This window comes from Comamonas testosteroni, assembly GCF_014076415.1.
Classification (GTDB): Bacteria; Pseudomonadota; Gammaproteobacteria; order Burkholderiales; family Burkholderiaceae_C; genus Comamonas; species Comamonas testosteroni_F.
Genome location: NZ_CP043568.1, coordinates 5,176,376 through 5,197,822, shown reverse-complemented (window position 1 = coordinate 5,197,822; position 21,447 = coordinate 5,176,376). Strand labels below are relative to the sequence as shown.

Genomic DNA, 21,447 nt, shown 5'->3' with positions numbered 1-21,447 from the left:
AGCGTCTACAGCGATGGATAGGGCTCGAAGGCATGGCGCCGTGCCGGGCATTGCATGGCTGCTGCAGCGCAGCCAAAAAAGGGGAGCCAGGCTCCCCTTCGAATTGCTGGTGCCCTCAAGAAAGAGCCTGATGAGCCGCATATCAAGCGCCACAAGTCATGCCAGCTGGGCCGGCTTATTGCACGGCTTCGTCCTGGTCGGCCAGGAAGCCGCCGCTTTGGTGCGCCCAGAGCTTTGCGTAGATGCCGCCGCGCTGCAGCAGTTGCTGGTGTGTGCCTTCCTCCACGATATGGCCTTCGTTCATGACGATCAGGCGATCCATGGCGGCGATGGTGGACAGGCGGTGGGCAATGGCGATCACGGTCTTGCCGTCCATCAGCGAGTCCAGGCTTTCCTGGATGGCAGCTTCCACCTCGCTGTCCAGCGCGCTGGTGGCTTCGTCGAGCAGCAAAATCGGAGCGTCCTTGAGCATTACGCGCGCAATTGCCACGCGCTGGCGCTGGCCGCCCGAGAGCTTGATGCCGCGCTCGCCCACCTGGGCGTCATAGCCGCTGCGACCCTTGAGGTCGGTCAGCGTGGCAATGAAGTCCGACGCCTCTGCCTTGTCGGCGGCGGCCTGCATCTCGGCTTCGCTGGCGTCGGGGCGGCCATAGAGGATGTTGTCGCGCATGGATCGGTGCAGCAGCGAGGTGTCCTGCGTCACCATGCCGATGGCACTGCGCAGGCTGTCCTGCGTCACGCTGCGGATGTCCTGGCCGTCGATGGTGATGCGCCCACCTTGCGGCTCGTGAAAGCGCAGCAGCAGATTGACCAGCGTGGACTTGCCCGCGCCCGAGCGACCGATCAGGCCGATGCGCTCGCCGGGACGGATGTGCAGGTTCAGATGGTCCAGCACCTTTTTGCCGCCCACCTTGTAGCCAAAGCTCACATCCTCGAAGGCAATCGCTCCTCGCGTGACCTGCAGCGGCTTGGCGTCGGGAGCATCGACGATGGCACGAGGCTTGGTCAGCGTGGTGATGCCGTCCTGGATGGTGCCTACGTTTTCGAACAGGCCCGTCATCTGCCACATCACCCAGTGCGAGTAACCCATCAGCCGCAGCGCCATGGCAATCACGGCCGCCACCACGCCGGCGGAGGCCTGAGCCTGCGTCCATAGATACAGAGCCGTTCCGCCGCTGGCCAGCAGCAGCAGGGCAATCATCAGGTGGTTGGTGATCTCGAACAGGCTGACCAGACGCATCTGCGCATAGCCCGTGGCCTTGAAGGCTTCCATGGCATTGCGCGCATATTCGGCTTCGCGGCGCGTGTGGGCAAACAGCTTGACGGTGGCGATATTGGTATAGGCATCGGTGACGCGGCCCGTCATCATGGAGCGCGCATCGGCCTGCTCCTTGCCGATATGGCCCAGGCGCGGCACGAAATAGAAGCAGGCGGCGGCATAGGCGATGAACCACAGTGCAAACGGAATCATCAGCCGCCACTCGAAGCTGGCGGCCAGGATCAGAATGCCGATCATGTAGACGCCCACGCCCACAAACACGTCCACCACCATGAACACCACTTCCCGCACCGACAGCGCGGTCTGCATGATCTTGGTGGTGATGCGGCCGGCAAATTCGTCCGCATAAAAGGACATGCTCTGGCCCAGCATCAGCTTGTGGAACACCCAGCGCAGCCGCATGGGAAAGTTGATGGCCAGCACCTGGTGCATGACGGTGGTGTGCAGGGCCAGCAGCACCACGCTGCCCAGCAGGATGGCGGCGATGCCAAGCACCGTGGACTGCTGTTCGGCCCAGAAGTTGGCGGGCGAGACCGTGCCGAGCCAATCCACCACGCGGCCCATGATGGCGAACAGCACTGCTTCGTAGGCTGCCAGCAGTGCCGAGGTAAGGGTCATCAGACCAATCCAGCCGCGCATGCCCTGGGTACAGGCCCAGACAAAGGCAAAAAAACCTTTGGGCGGGACCTTGGGCTCCTGTGCTGGATAAGGTGGAACCTGCTTTTCAAAAAATCGGAACAAGATGGCAATACTCCCGGTACATGCGTGTGGCACTTCTGGCGCCGATGGTAGGGGAGCCGGCTCAGTTGGTGCAAAGTGGCGTGGATGACCGCTTATGCAATGTGCCCTTGAATCCGCAGCCACCTCTGTCATGCCGCAATCCATCCCATCCCGCCCCGCATCTTCATCGCCCCACACGCCCCGCACATCCCGCAAATGGGTGAGAGGCACGGCGGCCCTGCTTGCCGCGCTGGTGGCCGTCAGCGGTATCGGCGGCTGCATGCTGGCCCAGCCCGTGGCGCAGACTGCACCCGTCTCCCTGCCTGCGGGGCTGCAGATTTCGCCTGAACGCCTGCAGACGCATGTGCGGGTGTTGAGCGAGGATTTTCTGGGCCGCAGCTTTGACCAGCCGCAAATTCTGCAAAAGTCCGCGGACTATATTGCGGCCCAGCTGGCGCAGTCGGGTGTGACGGCGCAGCGGCAGCGCTTCGAGGTGGATGGCCGGGAGTACGAAAACCTGATCGCCCGCTTTGGCCCGCAGGACAATGCTGCGCCCTTGCTGGTCATGGGGGCGCATTACGACAGCGCCTTGACCGAGCATGAGCACAGCCATGGTGTGAGCACGGCATCTGCTGCCGGGCCCACGCCGGAGACGCACACCCCAGGCGCCGACGACAACGCCAGCGGTGTGGCCGGACTGCTGGAGCTGGCCCGGGTGCTGGCAGCGAACCCGCCGACGCAGCCGGTGGAGCTGGTGTTCTACACGCTGGAGGAGCCGCCCAACTTTCGCACTGACGATATGGGCAGCTACCGCCATGCCAGGTCGCTGCAGGACAGCGGTCGCGCCGTGCGTCTGATGCTGTCGGTGGAGATGATTGGCTACTACAGCGATGCGCCCGGCAGCCAGAGCTATCCTCTGACGGCGCTGGGCTGGTTCTATCCCGATCAGGCCAATTTCATCGCGCTGATCGGCGAGCTGAAGAATTTTGGTGCCATGCGTCACGCCAAGTCCGTGATGCGCGCGGCGGCCGATGCCGGTCAGCCGCTGGGCGTGTATTCGCTGAACTCGCCGCGCTTTGTGCAGGGTGTGGATTTTTCGGATCACCTCAATTACTGGCGGCTCGGCTATCCGGCCATCATGGTCACGGACACCTCTTTCATGCGCAACCCTCACTACCACCAGAGCACGGATACCTGGGATCGCCTGGACTATGCGCGCATGGCGCAGGTCGTGCGCATGCTGGCCGCTGTGGCGCTGGATAAAAGATGACGCAGATCAGGCCCGCATGGACCCGGACTTCGGCCATGTACAACACATCAACCCGATTTCTTCCAGCCGCCGCGCTGACGGCAAGTCTTTGCTGTGCCGGCGCGGTGTGGGCGCAATCCGCGGGTGCTGCGGCCGAGGGGGGGCATGGCCCAGCTCAAGGTCTTGCAGTCCATAGAGCCGGGTTTGTGGCAGGTCAGGACCCGTACCGAGCCTGCGCCGAAGCAAGGCGCTGCGTCATCCGCGCCTGAGCAGGGCTGCCTGACGGCTCAGGACATTGCGGAAGATTTGCAGGCCTTTCTGGCCCAGGACGACAGCATGAGCTGCAAGGGCTTGCTGCAGACCAATAGCGACGAGCTGGCGGTGCTGCAGCTCAGCTGCCCCGTGCCCAGCAAGGAGATACTGCGCAAGTCGGCGGCCAAGCAGTCCTTGTTCAAGGCGCCGCCCGCCGTGATCGAGGTGCGGCGTTTTTCTGCCACGCATTTCCAGGTCAGCAGCAAAGGTCCGGCCGACAAGAGCGCGGGCAGGAAAGCTTCTTCGGAATTCACCACCGTGCAGGACTACGAGCGTCTGGATGACTGCCCTTGGTAAAGCGGTAGTCTCTTGAAATTGATAGCTTCTGGCGCTTGTACCTAAAGGGCTGGAGATCGATTTGAATGAAAAAACGCCGCAAACAAGCGGCGTTTTTTCATGGCTGAGGGTTGCGATCAGGCGTTGGGCAGAAAGCCTTCCACAGACAGGTAGCGCTCACCCGTGTCGTAGGCAAAGCCCAGCACCCTGGCGCTGGCCGGCAGCTCGGGCAGCTTCTGGGCAATGGCGGCCAGCGTGGCGCCCGAGGAGATGCCGACCAGCAGGCCTTCCTCGCGAGCGGCACGGCGCGCGTATTCGCGTGCGGGCTCGGCCTCCACCTGGATCACGCCGTCGAGCAGGCTGACGTCCAGATTCTTGGGCACGAAGCCGGCGCCAATACCCTGGATGGGGTGGGGCGCGGGTTGACCGCCCGAGATCACGGGCGAGGCGGCGGGCTCCACCGCATAGACCTTGAGGTTGGGAAACCTGGCCTTGAGCACCTTGGCCACGCCGGACAGGTGACCGCCTGTGCCCACGCCGGTGATGAAGGCGTCGATGCCGTCGGGGAAGTCGCGCAGGATTTCCTGGGCCGTGGTGGCCTCATGCACGGCCACGTTGGCGGGGTTTTCGAACTGCTGGGGAATCCAGGAGCCGGGCGTCTGGGCGGCCAGTTCCTGGGCGCGGGCGATGGCGCCCTTCATGCCTTTTTCCTTGGGCGTCAGGTCAAAGGATGCGCCATAGGCCAGCATCAGGCGGCGGCGCTCGATGCTCATGCTCTCGGGCATGACCAGGATCAGCTTGTAGCCCTTGACGGCCGCGACCAGGGCCAGGCCCACGCCGGTGTTGCCGCTGGTGGGCTCGATGATGACGCCACCGGGCTTGAGCGCGCCGGATTTCTCGGCGTCTTCCACCATGGACAGCGCAATACGATCCTTGATGGAGCCGCCGGGGTTGCTGCGCTCGGACTTGATCCAGACGTTGGTATTGCTGCCGAACAGACGGTTGATGTGAATGACGGGCGTGTCGCCAATCGTTTGCAGAATGTTGTCAGCTCTCATCGGACCTCCGCGAATAAGGGATGGTGGGACAGTGGATCGCAGCGCAGGCGGTCTGCGCAGACACAGAGCATTGTGCACGCAAGCGTTCTGCGAATGGGCTATATCGATATGACCCGAAAAGTGGGCAAGGCCGCAGGCGGTGATTAACATCGGCCCATGAATCTACGGTTTCTGGAAACCTTTGTGCTGCTGGCCGAGCTGCGCAACTTCCGCATGACGGCCGAGCGGCTGTTCACCACACAGGCCGCCGTCTCCAGCCGCATCGCCACGCTGGAGCAGGAGTTCGGCGTGCGCCTGTTCGACCGCGGCGTGCGCGAGGTCACGCTCACGGCCGACGGCGCCAAGGCCCTGGTGCATGCCGAGCGCATGCTCAGGCTGATGCGCGAGATGCGCGAGGACATGCTGGACAAGCAGGCCTATGCGGGCGTGATCCGCATCGGCGCCATCGAATCCATCGTGCACAGCTGGTTCCCCGACTTTCTCGCGCTGCTGCAGCAGCGCTATCCGCGGCTGCAGGTGGAGATTGCCTGCGACACCACCATCCATATGTCGGAGCAACTGCTCAAGGGCCAGCTCGATGTCTCGCTGCAGGCCAAGCCCGTGTCCGGCGCTGCCATTGCCAATCTGTCGCTGGGCGAGTTCGCCATGGCCTGGGTGGGCAGCCCCAAGCTGGGCATAGGCGACGAGACCCTGAGCCTGGCCGAGCTGGCGGCTTTTCCCATCATGAGCTTTGCGCGCGGCTCCGAGCCGTATGCGGTCATCGAGCAGCTGTTCAGCGCTGAAGGCAACGCCTCGCCGCACATGAACTGCATTGCCTCGGTGGCGACCATGATCCGTGTGGTCTGCGACGGCCTGGGCGTGGCGGCCGTGCCGCCGGCCATCATCCAGCGCGAGCTGGCCGAGCAGCGCCTGCGCCTGCTGCGCGTGGATCGCGAGTTCCCCTCGCTGCCGCTGGTGGCCTGCTGGCGCAACGATCACCAGAACCCGCTGGCCGAAACCGTGGTGCGCGCCGCCGAAGAGGTGGCCACGGCGTTTGCGCTGAACCATGGCCAGGCCGTGGCGCGGCTGCCCGGCACCCGTCTGGCAGGAGACGCATAGAGCGCAGGAGCAGGCACAGATGGTGCGGGCGCCAATGCCTGCCGTGCATTGGGGTGTGCATCAATACTGAATAAAAAAGGAGCTGCTAGCGCCTGATAACTATCGATTTCAGGGTGTTTTCTATCTGAAATCGATTGCAGTCAAGCGCGTGCAGCTCCTGTTTTTTTCTCCGCAATCAGGCCCGGGCCAGCAAGTCCTCTACGGCCAGTGCCACCGACAGCAGGCGCTGGTCCTGACCGGCCAGGCCGGCCAGGCTCAGGCCCACGGGCGCTTCGCCCGCGCGGTGGCAGGGCAGGGAGATCGCGCAGCCGTCGAGGAAGTTGATCAGCGTGGGATTGCGCAGCATCAGTCCGTTGGCCGCGAAATAGGCCTGGTCGCTGGCCTCAAGCTCGGCAATCTTCGGCGCGATCACGGGCACCGTGGGCATGAGCATCAGGTCGTGATCGGCCATCTGCGCCTGGACCCGGGCAATCCACTGCTGACGGAGCGTCAGCAGCTCGATGTAGTCGGCCGCGCTGATGTCCTTGCCGCGCAGAATGCGTGTGCCCACGCGCGGATCGTATTCGGCCAGGCGGCCGGCATCGTCGATGTGGCTGCGGTGCCAGGCCCAGGCCTCGGCGGCGGTGAAGCCGCCCTTGGCATTGATCTGCGCAAGCTCGGAAAAGGGCTGCACCACGGCCTCGGTGATCTGCGCGCCGGCCGCGTACAGCAGCGACAGCGCACGCTGCCAGGCCGCGGCCACGGCGCTGTCCATGCTGTCCAGCACCACATTCGTGGGCGCCAGCAGGCGCAGGCCCTGCAGCGAGGCCGCGCGCAGTTCGCCATGCGACTCACCCGACAGCACCGCGTCCAGCGCGGCGCAGCAGCGCACGCCGGGCGCCAGCGGTCCGATGGAGTCCAGGTTGGCAGACAGCGGCAGCACGCCCTGCATGGGCACGCGGCGCGCCGTCGGCTTGAAGCCGGTCATGCCGCACAGCGCCGAGGGAATGCGCACCGAGCCGCCGGTGTCCGAGCCGATGGCCGCCAGCGCCATGCCATCGGTCACCGAGATGGCCGCGCCCGAGGACGAGCCGCCGGGAATGCGGCCGCCGTCGATATCACGCTGCCAGGGATTGCGCGGCGTGCCGTAGTGCGGATTCAGCCCCAGGCCCGAGTAGGCGAACTCGGTCATATTGGTCGTGCCCACAATGACCGCGCCCGCGCGGCGCAGACGCTGCACGACTTCGGCCGTCTGCGTGGCGGGTGCGGCATCGGCCAGCAGCCTGGAGCCCCCCAGCGTGGGGTGGCCCGCGATGTCGAACAGATCCTTGACCGAGATCGGCAGGCCTTCCAGGGGCGAGCGTGCCAGGCCGGCTGCGCGCAGCACATCGCTGGCGCGGGCTTCGGCCAGGGCCTGCTCGCGCAGCACGCGTGTGAACACGCGCGGGCCTTCGCCTTGCGCGGCGCGCTCCAGGGCCTGCCCGGCCAGTTGCACGGCGCTGGTCTGGCCTTGGGCCAGGCGCTCGGAGATCTGGTCCAGGCGGGGAGAGACTGAAGTCATGGGTAGCTCCGTGTTCAGGCGACGATGTCCAGCAGCTCGCTGCGGTAGCGGTGGCGGATGCTGCGCTGGCTGCGCGGATCGTACAGCTCCATGGCGAACTGCGTGGCAGGGCGTATGCCGCCGATGGCGGCCATGGTGCCGCAGGTCATGCCGCTGCCTTCGGGCAACTGGCTCTGGCCGCCGGTGTAGCCTGCGATCAGGTCCTGGGGCGTGCGCAGGCTGGCCAGCGTGCCTTCCTGGTACAGCACTTCGCGGCCGTCCTCCACGATCCACGAGCGCAGGACCAGCTCATCCCAGTGGCCGGCCACATCGGCAAAGCGCCAGGCCTGGGTGGCCACGGGCTTGATGCAGGCCTGCTTGGAGAAGGCCACGCTATAGGCTTCGAGCTTGCGGTCGGTGTGGTCCGAGGCCAGGCTCACGAACATCTCGCCGTCATGGCTGAAGACGAAGACCTCGGCCTCGCCCGAGGAGTCCGGGCCCAGCACCTGTAGCAGGCTGCTCTGGCTCAGCTGGTTGCTGGCGATGCGGTAGTACAGAGGCACGGCGCTGGGGCGCGGAATGCCGAGCGCGGCCAGCTCCTCGATATGGTGCTCGATGGCCGCATGGTCGCGGCCGGCCCAGCCGGCGACGATGAGGGTGTCGAAGATGGAGGCCAGGGTCTGGCCGTCTGGGGTGGTGAATTGCAGTTGCATGGCGGAAATGTCAAGAAAGGGAGAGCGGGGTCGTGGGCCCCGCATGGCGGCGCTGCGCAGGCAGCGTCAGGAGGTCACTGCTTCTTGACGAAGAGCACGACCAGGAAGGCGGCGAGGAACTCCAGCGCGGCCACGAAGTACAGCCCCGAGGACAGCGAGCCGGTGCTGGTCTTGAGCGCGCCGATCATGTAGGGCGCCACAAAGCCGGCTAGGTTGCCGATGGAGTTGATGAGGGCGATGCCGCCTGCGGCCGCCGTGCCGGCCAGAAAGGCCGAGGGAATGGACCAGAACACGGGGAAGGCGGCGAGGATGCCGACGGAGGCCAGCGTCAGCGCGCACAGGGCCAGCAGGGCGTTGTGCAGGAACATGCCTGTCAGGATCAGGCCTGTGGCGGCGATCAGTGCGGGGATGGCGCTGTGCATGCGGCGCTCGCCGGTCTTGTCCGAATGCATGCCGTTCCAGACCATGGCCAGCGTGCCGGCGAGAAAGGGAATGGCCGAGATCAGACCGATCTGCAGATTGTTCTGGATGCCGATCTCCTTGATGATGGACGGCGACCAGAAGGCGATCGTGGCATTGCCGCTGACGATGCAGAAGTACACGGCGGCGCACAGCCAGACACGGTAGTTGCGGCAGGCGTCGACGAAGGAATGCTGCTTGTGGCCCTGCTGGCTTTCCTGGGCCACGGCGGCGGTGACGGCGCGCTGCTCGGCGGTGCTCAGCCACTTGGCGTTCTCGGGCTTCTCGGGCAGCCAGGCCAGCACGAAGAAGCCGGCGATCACCGAGGGGATGCCTTCAAGGATGAACAGCCATTGCCAGTTGGTCAGATGGCCCACGTCCTGCATGCCGTTCATGATGGCGCCCGCGATCGGGCCTCCCACGGCGCCGGCGATGGCGAACGAGGTCATGAACAGGCCATTGATGCGGGCGCGGTGACGGGCCGGGAACCAGTAGGTCAGATACAGCACCACGCCGGGGAAGAAGCCGGCCTCGACCACGCCCAGGATGAAGCGCAGCACATAGAACATGGTGGGCGTGGTCACATAGGCCATGGCCATGGAGGCCGCGCCCCAGAGGATGGTGATGCGCGCCAGCGTCTTGCGTGCGCCGATCTTCTCCAGCAGCAGGTTGCTGGGCACTTCGAACAGGAAGTAGCCGATGAAGAAGATACCGGCGCCCAGGCCGTAGACGGCCTCGCTGAACTGCAGGTCCTGCAGCATCTGCAGCTTGGCGAAGCCGACGTTGACGCGGTCTATCCAGGCCAGGACAAAGAGAAAGACCAGAAAGGGGATCAGGCGCCAGGTGATCTTGCGGTAGGTGGCGTCCATGTCGGGGTGCGCGTGCGCACCGGCATGGCCGGCAAGAGGGCGGGTGGCGGAAGCCGGGCTGCTCATGGGGAGTCTCCTGTATGCGAAAGTGCAGCGGGCACATGGGGCGCTTTTGCTGGCGCTCCTGTGTGCCTTGGAACAGTGGAATGCGGCGCGGGCCGGTGTTCCTGTGGCGGCAGTATCGAAAGGCAGCGAGGGGCTGTCCAACAAGAAATTCTGAGCGGCCCTGAATGCAAATTCTTATGAGCAGAGGTGGTGCGGGCTGTGCACCGGCATGAGGCAGGCGTGCACCGATAAAACGCGGGGAAACCCTAGGTTCTATGCGCACCCTATCGCGCTGCCGGGCCGCTCAAAGCTCCGGTCTGCGCCTGCTGTCAGGGATTGGGGATTGATTCACATCAAGCCTGGGGGCGATGGTGTTTCCCCTGGGGCCTGCAATCGGGAACAATGGAACGAAGTCTGTTTGAGGGAGGACTGTTCTTGCTCACGTTCAACACAATTCTGATGCTGCTGGGGGCCTGCTGCGTAGGCCTGCTGGTCGGTTTTTCCTGGCGCGAGCAGCGCTGGGGCCCCTGGGTCATGCTGGTGTTCGTGGTGAGTCTGCTGTCGCTGATGAGCTACGCGATTCTCAATCTGCTGCTTTAGCACTGCAGGCCAAGGCGGGCCGCGCGCGTAGCGGAGCCTTCCACAGCTCGGCCAGCAGCAGGCCGGCAATCGTCATGATGCCGCCCACGGCGTGGTAGGCCGCCAGGGGTTCGTCCAGGGCGAATGCAGCGATCAGGGCGGTGAAGACCGGGATCAGATTGAAGAACATGCTCGATCGCCCGGGCCCCAGCGTCTGCACCGCCTTCATCCACAGCAGCGGCGCGGCGATGGAGGCCATGATGCCGGCGTAGCCGACCAGCGGCAGGTTGCTGGCGTCAAGCCCGGTCTTGGGCGAGAAGAGATAGAGCGGGAACTGCACGACCACGGCAACCAGCACCTGCAGATACAGCAGCTGCACCGTGGCCAGGCGCGGCATGGGCCAGCGCTTGAGCAGGATGTTGTAGACCGCATAGGCCAGCATGGCCAGGAACATCATGGCGTCGCCCAGGTTCAGGCCCTCGGAAGCCAGATGGCTGAGCCGGCCCGATGAAACCACCAGCGCGACTCCCAGGATCGCCAGCAATGAGCCCCAGATGCCGCCATGCGTGAGCGGCTGGCCCAGCATGAACACGGCCAGGGCCAGCACCAGCATGGGCGTGAGCGAGCCGATGATGCCCATATGCGTGGCCGTGGTGAAGTGGGCGGCGTAATAGGCCAGGCTTTGGTAGATGACCATGCCCAGCACGCCCAGTACGACGATTCTTGGCAGCAGGGGCTTGATGTCGGCGCGCTGGCGCCAGATCGAGGGCAGAACGAAGGGCGTGAACAGCACGGCGGCCACCAGCCAGCGAAAGAACCCGATCTCGGCCGCGCTGATGCTGTCTGCGGCCAGCTTGCTGACCACGGTGTTGACCGACCAGATCAGCACCGCGCCCAGTGGTAATAGGTATGCACCCATATGAAACTCCTTGAGGTGCTTATGATGCGCTTGACGTATTTGAAGCGCATTGCTGATTTCGGACATTTCATAACTCAAGCCGGACGAACCCATGCCTGCCTCAGCCCCGACTCCCGGCCCGGCCGCCAAGCGCCATGCCGTACAGATACTGGACACCGACAAAGTGCCTGGCAGCTATTACTTCCGCTATGACGAGTTCGGCGAACACAGCGAGGCTCCGCCGCACAGCCACCGCTGGGGACATCTGAACTATGCGGCCCACGGCAGTCTGAGCATGGACGTGCCCACGGGTCATATCCTGTGCCCGCCGCAGCACGGGGTGTGGATTCCGCCGGGTGTGGTGCACAGCTGCTATCTTCAGCATGCGGTGCAGTACCGCTCCGTCTACCTTGCCCCTGATCTGTGTGCGGACCTGCCGCAGACGGCGGGCTGCATGCGCCTTGGACCCATCGTCAAAGCCGTGCTGGCGGACTTCGGAACCAGGGGCGTGCAGATCCCGGTGACGGACTCCGATCTGCGGCTGGCCCGGGTGGTGCATGACCAGTTGCGTGCCACGCCGCTGGAGCTGAGCTTTCTGCCCGTGGCCCGGCATCCCGCGCTGGTGCAGGTGCTGGATGCCATGCAGTCGCGCCCCGACGACCACCGTAGTCTGGCCGAATGGGCCGAAACCGTGCACATGACGGAACGAACCCTGGCCCGTCACTGCCAGCGTGAGTTGGGCATGAGTCTGGGTGAATGGCGCCAGCGCATGCGCTATCTGCAGGCGATCGACGCGCTGGAGGTCGGTCACACCGTGCAGCAGATTGCCTACGACCTGGGTTACAGCACGCCATCGGCCTTTATTGCCATGTTCCAGCGCGAATCAGGCCTGCCGCCCGAGCAGTTCAGGCGCGAGTTCTGTGCAAGTTCTTTCTGAACACGGGATAATGCGCGCCGTGAAGTGCGCCAGACCGCCGCTGGTACTAGCCGAAAGGCCAACGCTTGCGTTGGGTCGAAAGACCGTACTGGAGGAACGTCCGGACTGCATAGGGCGGCGTAGCAGCTAACAGCTGTCCACCGTGAGGTGAGGATCAGAGCAACAGAGACGAGTCTGGCAGGAGTGCCGCAAGGCAGACCAACCAGGGTGAAACGGGCAATCTCTACGCGCAGCAATACCAAGTAGGCACACGTTGACGGGGCCCCCGGAGTGTGCGGGTAGGTAGCACCGAGCCATCAGGCGACTGATGGCCAAGATTAATGGCGGTCACATGGCGGGCAACCGTTGTGCACAGAATCCGGCTTATCGGCGCACTTCACACTTTCTTCCTAGGCCGGGCACAGCCCCGGCGAATCCCCGGCATTCACTCCACCATCAGCGCGAACAGCTGATGGCGGTGGTGGATATCGAGCCGCGCAAAGGCGCGGTTGCGACAGGTCTTGACCGGGGCAGCGCTCAGTCCGAGATCGGCCGCAATGCCGTCCTGGGTCATGCCGCTATGTCGCGTATCTTCGCAGCCCTTCTACATCCTTGAGCTGTACGCTTCGGTAACCTACGGTCAGCAGGTCCTGGCGTTCCAGCTCCAGCAGCGCTTCGTTGAAGCGCGAGCGCGAGACACGACAGAAGTCGGCCAGCTCGCTTTGTGTGATGTTGAGCTGACCTGCATCGGGGAACGGAAAGTTCATTGGCGTGATCAAGGCCCCCAGGCACTGGGCGACGCGGCTGGTGATGTGGCTGCATTGCTGAGCCGAGATAAGGCGCATGAGTTGGTGGTTGCGTTCCGCCATGAGCTCCAGCAGGAACTGGCTGAAGGCCGGGGATTCGAGGCGCAGACGGTGAAAGGCCGGAGCCGCCAGCGTCAGCATGGTCAGATCGTGCAGGGCCACGGCATCGCAATCCATGCGCGCGCCCTGGCGCAGCAGGCAGGCTTCGCCGAACCAGCTGCCGGCAAAGCCGCACAGCGTGATGGATCGCCCGTCCTCGTCCGGCATGCACAGTTTCACGGCACCGCGCCGCACCCCGACCCAGCCGCGTGGGGCGTCGTCGTTGCACCACAGGTAGTGGCCCGCAGGGACGTGACGCACGGTCAGCGCCGGGCGCACACATTCCTCGAACATCTGGTCGCTGACCGCATGCGACCAGATGCACTGCTGCCAGCCGGCAAGTGCCTGCTCTTTGCCTAGGAACGAGGGATTGATGGACATGGTGGCGGAGATTGTTCTCAAAAGAAAAGAATTCTCATTCTCGTTTGTTTATTCTTCTGGGGCTATTCGTGCATTCAATGTGGGTATCCAGATGAGAAAAATCGGGTTGTTGGAGGGAGTGGCCGTCGTGGTGACGGCTGTCGTGGCAGGGGGGGCGGCGGCGCAGACCGAGGTCGTGCTATCCGAGCAGCAGGTCAGCGCTTCGGCTGCCCCCCAGATCCGCAGCGAACTGGCCGCGAGCGTGCAGGTGATCGAGCATGCAGAGCTCCAGGCACAACTGGGCGCTGGCCGCAATCTGCAGGAGGCCCTGGGCCAGCTGGTCCCGGGTATAGACCTGGGAGGGCAGTCGCGCAGCAATTTTGGCCAGAACCTGCGCGGACGCACCATGCTGGTAATGATCGACGGTGTGTCACTCAACAGTTCGCGCGGCACGGCTCGGCAGTTGGATGCCGTGGATCCGTTCAACATCGAGCGCATCGAGGTGCTTGCCGGTGCCAGCGCCCTCTATGGCGGCGGAGCGACCGGCGGCGTCATCAACATCATCACGCGCAAGGCCTCGGATGCGCCCACGCGTTTCAGCAGCGAGCTGGGCGTGACCTCGGGGTTTCAGGGCAGCCGTGATCATCAGTACCGACTCGCTCAGTCCATCGCGGGCGGCAATGACCGCGTTCAGGCCCGGCTGGGCATCGCGCTGCAGCAAAACGGCAGTTTCTATGACGGCAAGGGCGATCCGGTGCGTACCGACATCGCGCAGACCGATGCGCAAAATACGCGCATCGTGGATCTGATGGGTAACCTGCAGCTCAAGATCGATGCGCGGCAAAGCCTGAGCCTCGGCGCTCAGTACTACCGCAACAGGTTCGACGGTGGCTCCTATCTTTATGGGGGGCCGAATCTCGCGGGCATCTTCGGCGGCAGGCCCGGGCTGCTGGAGCAGCGCGGTGGCTTTGTCAGCGATGTGATGCCCCAGACCGAGCGTGCCATGTTCAACGCGGACTACCACGTAGAGCAGGTATTCGGCGGCCAGAATCTCTATATCCAGAGCTTCTGGCGCAAGGAGAAGATGGACTTTGCGCCGTTTCCCAGCTCCGTGGTCACCGCCTCGCACCAGAACACGGACAGCTGGGGCTTCAAGTCCGCACTGGCCAAATCCTGGGGGAATGTCAGCCTGCGCTACGGCCTGGACTGGGACCGCGAAACCTTCGACGGATCGGCGACCGTGTTCGATACAGGCCAAGTCATGGCCTCGGGAGGCATGGTGAACCGCGCCATAGGCAGCACGGGGCGCTATCCGGGTTATCGAGTCGATACGACGGCGCTGTTTGCCCAGGCTGAATGGAAGTTCAAGCCCGAGCTGACCCTCAGCGGCGGGCTGCGCTACCAGCACATGGGCCTGGAGGTGGGCGACTTCGTGGGCTTCAACCAGCAGCTCTTCCTGCTGCTGGGCCGTGGAACGACGGCCGATGCCATCCGCGGCGGCAAGAACAGCTACAAGGTCGGATTGTTTAACCTGGGGGCCACCTATGAGCTGAGCAAGGCCCACAGTACCTGGCTCAGCTACTCCGAAGGCTTCGAGCTTCCCGATCCTGCCAAGTACTACGGCCAGGGCAACTACACGCTCAATGGTTCGCGCTGGCAACTGGTCAGCGGCATCGATCCTGCCGGATCTCCGCTCAAGGGCATCAAGACACGCCAGCTCGAATGGGGCTGGAAGACGCATGGCGGTCCCCTGAAGCTGCAGGCGGCGCTGTTCTACGCATGGTCAGACCAGACGCTGCAGATCAACAATGCCAACAACAACGTGACCATCAAGGTGGCGGACGAAAGACGACGCAATTACGGCATCGAGGGCTCGCTGGACTACGCCATGGGTTCGCAGTGGAGTGCAGGCGGCAACTGGCTGTGGATACGCTCGCAGACGCGCCAGGGCGGGGAGTGGTCGCGGCAGAGCATCATGACGGCGAGCCCGTCCAAGCTGGGCACCTATGTGCAATGGGCACCATCGCCGTGGAAGCTCAGACTGCAGGCGACGCATCAGTTCAGGCTCGAGGATGAGAGTGCACAGCGCATCAAGGGCTTCACCACCATGGACTTGCTGGGCAGCGTGAAGCTGTCGCTGGGCACGTTGAACTTCGGCATCCAGAACCTTCTGGACAGGCAGTACCTCACCACCTGGTCGCAGCGCGCCATGGCGCTCTACGGCGTGGGAGCCGTCTCGCCGCAGGCCTTTGCCTTCCAGGGGCGCGGGCGCACCTTTACGCTGAACTACCGTGTGGAGTATTGATGCAGGAGTACCATGCCCGCCCGCGTGGGTTCTGGACCGTGCTCGTGGCTCTGTACATTGCTCAGGGAATCCCCGGCTATCTGCTGATCATGGCCGTGCCGGCTGCCTTGCGCGCGGCCGGCATGCCTTTGCAGCAGGTGGGCATGCTGTCGGTGCTGATGCTGCCGCTGGTCCTCAAATTCCTCTGGGCTCCCTTCGTGGACCGCTGGCAGCCCCTGGACTGGGGCCACAGGCGCAGTTGGATACTCTGCACCCAACTGGCCACGGCAGCCGGCGTCGTGCTGCTGGCGCTGTGTGGACCGCAGGTACCCATCGCCACCATTGTTGCCATCGGCATGTTGATCTCTCTGTCCGTGGCCACGCAGGACATCGCTACCGACGGCTATGCCACACAGCAACTGCGCGGCACCGAGTTGGGTCGTGGCAATGCCATACAGGCGGCTGCGGTGGCTGGCGGGGTGCTCATAGGCGGCTCCCTGTCTCTGGTGCTCATGGAGCGCCTGGGCTGGCAGCCGGCACTGCTGCTGATGGCTGCGTTGTGCTTGTTGCCGCTGCTGACGCTACCCTGGATGGTCGAGCCCGAGCCCGAGCCCGAGCCCGACCCTGAGCGCATGCCGGCGGCAGCAGCGCCCGGGCGAGCAAAGACCGGGCCCAGTCTGCGCAACTTCCTGCAGCGTCCCGGTATGCTGTCGGTGCTGGCGCTGGCCGTGGTCATCCGGCTCAGCGAAGGCATGCAGCGCTCCATGGAAAGCAGCTATCTGCTGCACAACGAGCTGTCGCTGGGCCAGGTGGGGGTGCTTGGTGGCGCTGGGGCAGCCATTGCGGGTCTGGCCGGCAGCGCGCTGGCCGCACTGTGGCTGCGCTGGCGCAGCCGTGAGCAGGTGCTGCTGGCATTGAGCGGCATACGCACCCTGGTTTTTGCTCTGTTCCTGCTGCATTCGCTGCACTGGCTGGGTTCGGATCTGCCGCTGGTCGGGCTCACCATGGCACTCAGCCTTTTGCGCTACATGGAAATGGTCGCGCTCTATGCCTTGTTCATGTCGGCGTCCAGCCATTTGCAGCCGGGTACGGACTTCACCATCCTGGCCTGTGCGGAGTTTCTGACCTATATGCTCAGCTCGATGGCGGGTGGTTTCATCGCAAAGCAGTTCGGCTTTTCGGGCCTGTTTGCCGTGACCAGCGCGCTGGCCGTTTTCAGCTGGCTGGCCGTGGCCAGGTTGTTGCTGAGCTACCGCTGCACCAGTGGCGGATCCGTGGAGGCTGCCGCATGACATCCGAAGCACACATTGCGTCCGCTCAGTTGCAGCTGCCCGATGCCGCCGCCTTTATCCGCTGGTTTGCCGCACATCTGGAGGATGATGAGGTCCAGGTCCGGCACACCGAGCCACCAGGCTCGGTGCATTTGCAACTCGACCAGGTGGGCAGCCTGGAGCTGCGCCTTGCGGGGGGCTCGCGCATAGCCTGCGAATTGCAGGCCGTGGATGGGCGCATGGCGCAGCTGATGCAGCTGTCCCTGGGCGAGCACCTGCAGCAGTTTGCCGAGCAGCTGTGCATTCCCGCCGCGCAATGGTGTATTGCCTGGGAGAGTGACAGGGACAGCGGGAGCGCGGGCGACAGTCTGAGCCTGAATGTCTGGCGTGTGCTTAGCAACCAGGTGCTGACGCCGCATATGCGGCGCCTGCGCTTGCAGGCCCAGGCGCAGAAGGGATTCGAGGATCTGGCTCCGGACGGCCTGCATGTGCGCTTGCTGCTGCCGACTCCGGGCGCTATGCTCCAGTGGCCGCTCATAGATGCTGACGGCCGCCTGCTCTGGCCACACGGAGCTCCCGGGCTGCCACGCCGCAGCTACACCATCCGGGCGCGGGACCCGCAGACGCGCGCCATCGATATCGACGTGCTGCTGCATGCGCGGGAGGGTGATGGGCCGCTGGGGCCCGGTGTGCGATGGGGTATGACGGCTGCGGCCGGCGATGAGGTCGGTGTCCTCAGCCCTTCGGGCGGCAGAGTGCCTCAGGCCGACCGGCTGATACTGCTGGCGGATGCCTGTGGCCTGCCTGCTGTGGCCCGCATTCTGGAAGACTCCCAGCCTGGCCGGCAGGCGTATGCCTGGTGCTGGGTCGACTCGCCGCAGGAGTGCGGGGCGCTGCCCGCGCAGTTGCAGCGGCATGTCACCTGGTTCTGCGCTGGCAGGCCGGGGGCATCGGAGGAGGGCATCGCGGCGGTGCTGGCCTGGCTGCAGCAGCAGGATTGGTCGCAGCCCCAAGGCACGCAGCTATGGGCTGCGGGCGGTCAGGCCATGGCCGTAGCCATACGGCAGTGGGTGCGCGGTCATGCCCCCGCAGCCAGCGTGCGCAGACTGGTGAGCAGTTATTGGCGCTAAGGTGCCAATCCGTTCAGAACCTTTCCCAGGGCATCAGATAGCGCCACTGACCCTCGGGCACCTTGGCCAGAGAGACGCGGCCAAGACGCAGCCGGCGCATGCTGACCACCGTCAGGCCGATGGCGGCGCACATCTTCTCGATCTCTTCGGGCGCAATGCCCTTGAGAGCGAAACGCAGATGGTTTTCGCTTTGCCAGCTCACATGGCAGGGGGGCATGCGGCGATGGCCATTGCCGCCAGGGATAGGTAAACCTTCGTACAGAATTTCCAGGCCATCTTCAATGATCCGGCCCTCCACGCCGACGATGATTTCCTGCTCCAGCCACATGCCTTCCTCGGCCAGCTTGCGTGCCACGCGCTTGTCCTGGGTGTAGACGATAAGGCCGCTGGCGGGCAGGGGAATCGTCAGAAACGACTCCAGATTCCTGAAGTGATGATCCAGCACCAGCTGGGGCATGGGTGTGTCCAGCTTGGCCTTGGTATCCTCGCTCAGCAGCGAATGCGCGCTGCGCACGCGGCCATAGGCCGGGCCCTGGGTCATGCCAGCAGGCTTGTTCATCAGGATGGTGACGGGCGGAATGGCTTCAGGCTTGGCATCCTTGCGCAGGATCACTACCTGATCGGGGTGCACGCGGGTTTCGGGCACCTGCACCACTTTGCCGTCCACCTGGACATTGCCCGCGACGATATGGAGCTCGGCTTCGCGGCGCGAGCATTGTTCTTGCTCCGCCACGCGTTTGGCCAGGCGGATGCTTTCTTGTTCAGGCAGGGATTCAGACATGACGAGAGCTTAATGCTCCGGCCATGTCCTAGTTGTCCACAGGTCTAGCGCGTCGGTTGCGGCGCGCTATCTGCCAAGGCAGAGCTTTTGAATGCGCTCCACATGCGCCAGCAGCGATTGCTGGGCCACGGGCCACAGCGCCTGCGGCGTGTCGGCGTAGGCAATCGCCACCCAGTCCTGAATGCTGCCGTCCGGCTTGGTGCGCATGGCCTGGTGCACCTTGGCCTCGCGTGCCAGGCGGTGGGCCTTGAGGCGGGTGATCTGATGACGCGCAAAGCCGAGCACATAGCCATGGGCGGGCAGGATGTAGCGAATGTCATGCTCCAGGCACATGGCATGCAGCCGGTCCAGCGAATCGAGGTAATCGATCATATTGCCGTCCGGCGGGCTGATGACGGTGGTGCTGCCATTGAGGATGTGATCGCCACTGAATAGCAGCGCGTCCTCCTCCAGCAGAAAGCACAGGTGGTTGGCTGCGTGGCCTGGTGTGAAGATGGCTTGCAGCGTATGCGTGATCTCGCCTTCTGCCCCTTTCCCGCTAAGCGTGATGCGCTCCCCGTCCTGTAGCGTCACCTCGGGTCTGAAGCGACTGTTGGTACGTGCCGTGGGCGCTGAAGGCAGGCCCATGATGGGCGGCCTGGCGTGGCCCGAGAGCAGGACCATGGCCTGCAGCGGCGCGGCACCCGGCGAGTGATCGGGGTGGGAATGGGTGCAGACGATGAAACGGATATCGCCGCCGGCGGCATCGTGCAGGCGCTGCAGATGCTCGGCATCGTTCGGTCCGGGGTCGATGGCGATATAGCCGGTATGCGCATCGCCGACCAGATAGCTGTTGGTGCCGGGGCCGGTCATCATGCCGGAGTTGGGGGCTGTCAGGCGCAGCAGGTTTTTGCGCAGCGGCACGGCTTTTTCAGGCTGCCAGTCCAGATGGTGAATGCCGTGGCCGTCGGGCAGCACCATTTCCAGCTCGCCATAGGCCATATCGGTTTCGATATGGCGTGTGTCTTTGCCTTTCAGGTGGCCGCCACGGGGGCAGGCCTGCCACAGCGGCTTCTCGTTGAGCAGGGCGTTGATCACGGCCTGGGTATCGGGCAGGTGAGCGATGCGCTGCAATGTACGCTGGGTGGGAAAGAGGATGAACAGCTTTTTCTCTTCAAAGCGCGCAATCGCATCCTGTGGAGAAATCCAGGTAGGCTCGAACTGCTCGCTTTCGTCGGCTACCGCCGTCTGCCCCTCGGGCATGCGGGCCACAAAGAACGGAACGTTAAAGCGCTTGGGCAGGTCCAGTGGTGCGGTCCAGTGCGCCAGATACCAGAGCTGGTCCACTGCCAGCGTCCAGCCACGCGCACTGCATTGCTCATACAGCGATGCCTTGCGGTCCAGTTGCTGAACTTGGGCAGGAGGAACGGGTTGGCCGGCCTGGTCATAGGCCAGCAGGATGCCCAACTCCTCAAAAGTCTCGCGAATGCCTGTCAGAGCCTGGGTAATGCGTTCGTCACCCGCCTCGGCGATCATGCCGGGGCGCACGCGCGCCAGTGCATGACTGGCTGGGGCTGCATCTTCATCTTCCTGACCGCCACCGGGGAAAACATAGGCATTGGCAAAGATGCCTTGATCGGCACGCCTTGTCATCAGTACTTCAAAACCATTGCCATCAGCGCAGTCGCGCAGCAACAAAAGCGTGGAAGCTTCGCGCACGGGAACTGGCGCGCGCTGGGGCTGAAGCAACTGGCTGGGGCGGGTCTGGCTGGGTGATGTCATGAGGTCACATTATGCGAAGTCGCCGCGTTCGTGAATATCACGCCTGGACTAGTTGTGCACTCAAGCTGCGCGAATCGGGGAAAGCACTGAGAGCAAACGGCCTGGGATGTCTTGCATTTAGTTATTTTAAATAACAATAATGATGCAAAAGGAATGGTTATGACTCATAAAGAAATTGCAGTTGAGTTTCGCGGCGAAGCCGGGCAGGTTGCCGTCATTCGTCTGATGCGTGCCGCCAAACGCAACGCCTTGTCCGATGGGCTGGTGCTGGGTCTGCGCGATGTGTTCATGAATCTGCCCGCCAGTGTGCGTGCGGCGGTGGTGGATGGCGATGGACCGCATTTCTGCGCCGGCCTGGATCTGAGCGAGCTCAGCGAGCGCGATGCGGCCCAGGGCGTTCTACACTCGCGCATGTGGCATGAGGCGCTGCGTCAGGTGCAGTTTGGCGCGGTGCCCGTGGTCGCCGCCCTGCATGGCGCCGTGGTGGGCGGCGGCCTGGAACTGGCCAGCGCCTGTCATATCCGTGTGGCCGACAGCAGCACCTTCTATGCCTTGCCCGAAGGCTCGCGCGGCATTTTCGTCGGCGGCGGCGGCTCGGTGCGCATCCCGCGCCTGATCGGTGCGGCGCGCATGGCTGACATGATGTTCACGGGTCGTGTGTACAAGGCGGAAGAAGGCGAGCGCATCGGTCTGTCGCAATATCTGGTGCCCGAAGGGCATGCGCTGGACAAGGCCGTGGAACTGGCTTTGCGCATTGCCGAAAACGCCCCCATGACCAATTACGCCCTGATGCACGCGCTGCCCCGGATTGCCGATCAGCCTGCCGATCAGGGTCTGATGACCGAAGCGCTGATGGCCGCCGTGGCGCAGAGCGCGCCAGAAGCCAAGTTCCGTTTGCAGGAATTTCTGTCCGGGCGGGCTGCCAAGGTCAGCAAGGACTGAAAGCACTCTCGAAAAACAAAGCT

At 64.1% G+C, this 21,447-nt stretch carries 19 protein-coding genes and 1 other RNA gene; 10 read left to right on the top strand and 10 right to left on the bottom strand.

The window, feature by feature from the left end:
* Window positions 1-175 precede the first annotated feature (175 nt).
* A complete protein-coding gene (locus F0P97_RS23950; RefSeq protein ID WP_182284605.1) occupies window positions 176-2,020 on the bottom strand; it encodes an ABC transporter ATP-binding protein in 1,845 nt (614 codons plus the stop codon).
* Between the two features lie 130 nt (window positions 2,021-2,150).
* Here F0P97_RS23950 and F0P97_RS23945 point away from each other — a divergent pair, with 130 nt between their 5' ends.
* Both F0P97_RS23945 and F0P97_RS23940 read left to right on the top strand, forming a co-directional pair.
* Window positions 2,151-3,269: a M28 family peptidase gene (locus F0P97_RS23945; RefSeq protein WP_182284604.1), complete on the top strand. Its 1,119-nt coding sequence runs from the start codon at window positions 2,151-2,153 to the stop codon at window positions 3,267-3,269.
* Between the two features lie 144 nt (window positions 3,270-3,413).
* Window positions 3,414-3,857 carry a DUF3617 domain-containing protein gene (locus F0P97_RS23940; RefSeq protein WP_182284603.1) on the top strand — a complete coding sequence of 148 codons (444 nt, stop codon included), beginning with the start codon at window positions 3,414-3,416 and terminating at the stop codon, window positions 3,855-3,857.
* A 116-nt stretch (window positions 3,858-3,973) separates the two neighbouring features.
* On the opposite strand, the gene cysK is transcribed toward F0P97_RS23940, so the two are convergent.
* A complete protein-coding gene (gene cysK / locus F0P97_RS23935; RefSeq protein WP_182284602.1) occupies window positions 3,974-4,894 on the bottom strand; it encodes a cysteine synthase A in 921 nt (306 codons plus the stop codon).
* A 156-nt stretch (window positions 4,895-5,050) separates the two neighbouring features.
* Here cysK and F0P97_RS23930 point away from each other — a divergent pair, with 156 nt between their 5' ends.
* Window positions 5,051-5,992 (top strand): LysR family transcriptional regulator, encoded by a 942-nt coding sequence (locus F0P97_RS23930; RefSeq protein ID WP_034373201.1) that lies wholly within the window; start codon window positions 5,051-5,053, stop codon window positions 5,990-5,992.
* Window positions 5,993-6,167: 175 nt separating this feature from the next.
* Here F0P97_RS23930 and F0P97_RS23925 read toward each other — a convergent pair whose 3' ends face one another.
* The 3 genes from F0P97_RS23925 to F0P97_RS23915 form a co-directional block, all read right to left on the bottom strand.
* Window positions 6,168-7,532, bottom strand: coding sequence for an amidase (locus F0P97_RS23925; protein WP_182284601.1), 1,365 nt, complete (start codon window positions 7,530-7,532; stop codon window positions 6,168-6,170).
* A gap of 14 nt (window positions 7,533-7,546) precedes the next feature.
* Entirely contained in the window at window positions 7,547-8,224 is a 678-nt protein-coding gene (locus F0P97_RS23920; RefSeq protein ID WP_182284600.1) for a DUF2848 domain-containing protein, read from the bottom strand.
* A 74-nt stretch (window positions 8,225-8,298) separates the two neighbouring features.
* Entirely contained in the window at window positions 8,299-9,618 is a 1,320-nt protein-coding gene (locus F0P97_RS23915) for an MFS transporter (RefSeq protein WP_182284599.1), read from the bottom strand.
* A gap of 381 nt (window positions 9,619-9,999) precedes the next feature.
* Between F0P97_RS23915 and F0P97_RS23910 the strand changes: the two genes are divergently transcribed.
* Entirely contained in the window at window positions 10,000-10,197 is a 198-nt protein-coding gene (locus tag F0P97_RS23910; RefSeq protein ID WP_003081175.1) for a hypothetical protein, read from the top strand.
* On the opposite strand, the gene F0P97_RS23905 is transcribed toward F0P97_RS23910, so the two are convergent.
* Window positions 10,181-11,095, bottom strand: coding sequence for a DMT family transporter (locus F0P97_RS23905; protein ID WP_182284598.1), 915 nt, complete (start codon window positions 11,093-11,095; stop codon window positions 10,181-10,183). The two genes, F0P97_RS23910 and F0P97_RS23905, sit on opposite strands and share 17 nt — an antisense overlap.
* A gap of 91 nt (window positions 11,096-11,186) precedes the next feature.
* On the opposite strand from F0P97_RS23905, the gene F0P97_RS23900 reads away from it, so the two are divergent.
* Window positions 11,187-12,011: an AraC family transcriptional regulator gene (locus tag F0P97_RS23900; RefSeq protein WP_182284597.1), complete on the top strand. Its 825-nt coding sequence runs from the start codon at window positions 11,187-11,189 to the stop codon at window positions 12,009-12,011.
* A 21-nt stretch (window positions 12,012-12,032) separates the two neighbouring features.
* Window positions 12,033-12,393, top strand: an RNA gene (gene rnpB / locus F0P97_RS23895) — RNase P RNA component class A.
* A 42-nt stretch (window positions 12,394-12,435) separates the two neighbouring features.
* Here the strand turns inward: rnpB and F0P97_RS23890 are convergent.
* Both F0P97_RS23890 and F0P97_RS23885 read right to left on the bottom strand, forming a co-directional pair.
* The gene (locus F0P97_RS23890) at window positions 12,436-12,564 is read right to left on the bottom strand and encodes a hypothetical protein (protein WP_371878505.1); all 129 of its coding nucleotides are present in this window, start codon (window positions 12,562-12,564) and stop codon (window positions 12,436-12,438) included.
* Window positions 12,565-12,568: 4 nt separating this feature from the next.
* On the bottom strand, window positions 12,569-13,297 hold the full coding sequence (locus F0P97_RS23885; RefSeq protein ID WP_182284596.1) for a Crp/Fnr family transcriptional regulator: 729 nt from the start codon (window positions 13,295-13,297) through the stop codon (window positions 12,569-12,571).
* Window positions 13,298-13,367: 70 nt separating this feature from the next.
* Here F0P97_RS23885 and F0P97_RS23880 point away from each other — a divergent pair, with 70 nt between their 5' ends.
* Genes F0P97_RS23880 through F0P97_RS23870 form a run of 3 tightly spaced genes read left to right on the top strand, consistent with a single transcriptional unit; the run spans window position 13,368 to window position 17,940 of the window.
* Window positions 13,368-15,560 (top strand): TonB-dependent receptor, encoded by a 2,193-nt coding sequence (locus F0P97_RS23880; RefSeq protein ID WP_232538038.1) that lies wholly within the window; start codon window positions 13,368-13,370, stop codon window positions 15,558-15,560.
* A complete protein-coding gene (locus tag F0P97_RS23875; protein WP_182284594.1) occupies window positions 15,560-16,831 on the top strand; it encodes an MFS transporter in 1,272 nt (423 codons plus the stop codon). Before F0P97_RS23880 ends, F0P97_RS23875 begins: the two co-directional genes overlap by 1 nt.
* Complete coding sequence (locus F0P97_RS23870) at window positions 16,828-17,940, top strand: siderophore-interacting protein (protein WP_182284593.1); 1,113 nt, start codon at window positions 16,828-16,830, stop codon at window positions 17,938-17,940. Before F0P97_RS23875 ends, F0P97_RS23870 begins: the two co-directional genes overlap by 4 nt.
* 13 nt (window positions 17,941-17,953) lie before the next feature.
* On the opposite strand, the gene F0P97_RS23865 is transcribed toward F0P97_RS23870, so the two are convergent.
* Window positions 17,954-18,721: a pseudouridine synthase gene (locus F0P97_RS23865; protein ID WP_182284592.1), complete on the bottom strand. Its 768-nt coding sequence runs from the start codon at window positions 18,719-18,721 to the stop codon at window positions 17,954-17,956.
* A 66-nt stretch (window positions 18,722-18,787) separates the two neighbouring features.
* Complete coding sequence (locus tag F0P97_RS23860; RefSeq protein WP_182284591.1) at window positions 18,788-20,482, bottom strand: MBL fold metallo-hydrolase; 1,695 nt, start codon at window positions 20,480-20,482, stop codon at window positions 18,788-18,790.
* 159 nt (window positions 20,483-20,641) lie between these two features.
* On the opposite strand from F0P97_RS23860, the gene F0P97_RS23855 reads away from it, so the two are divergent.
* Window positions 20,642-21,424 (top strand): crotonase/enoyl-CoA hydratase family protein, encoded by a 783-nt coding sequence (locus F0P97_RS23855; RefSeq protein ID WP_182284590.1) that lies wholly within the window; start codon window positions 20,642-20,644, stop codon window positions 21,422-21,424.
* Window positions 21,425-21,447: the final 23 nt, after the last annotated feature.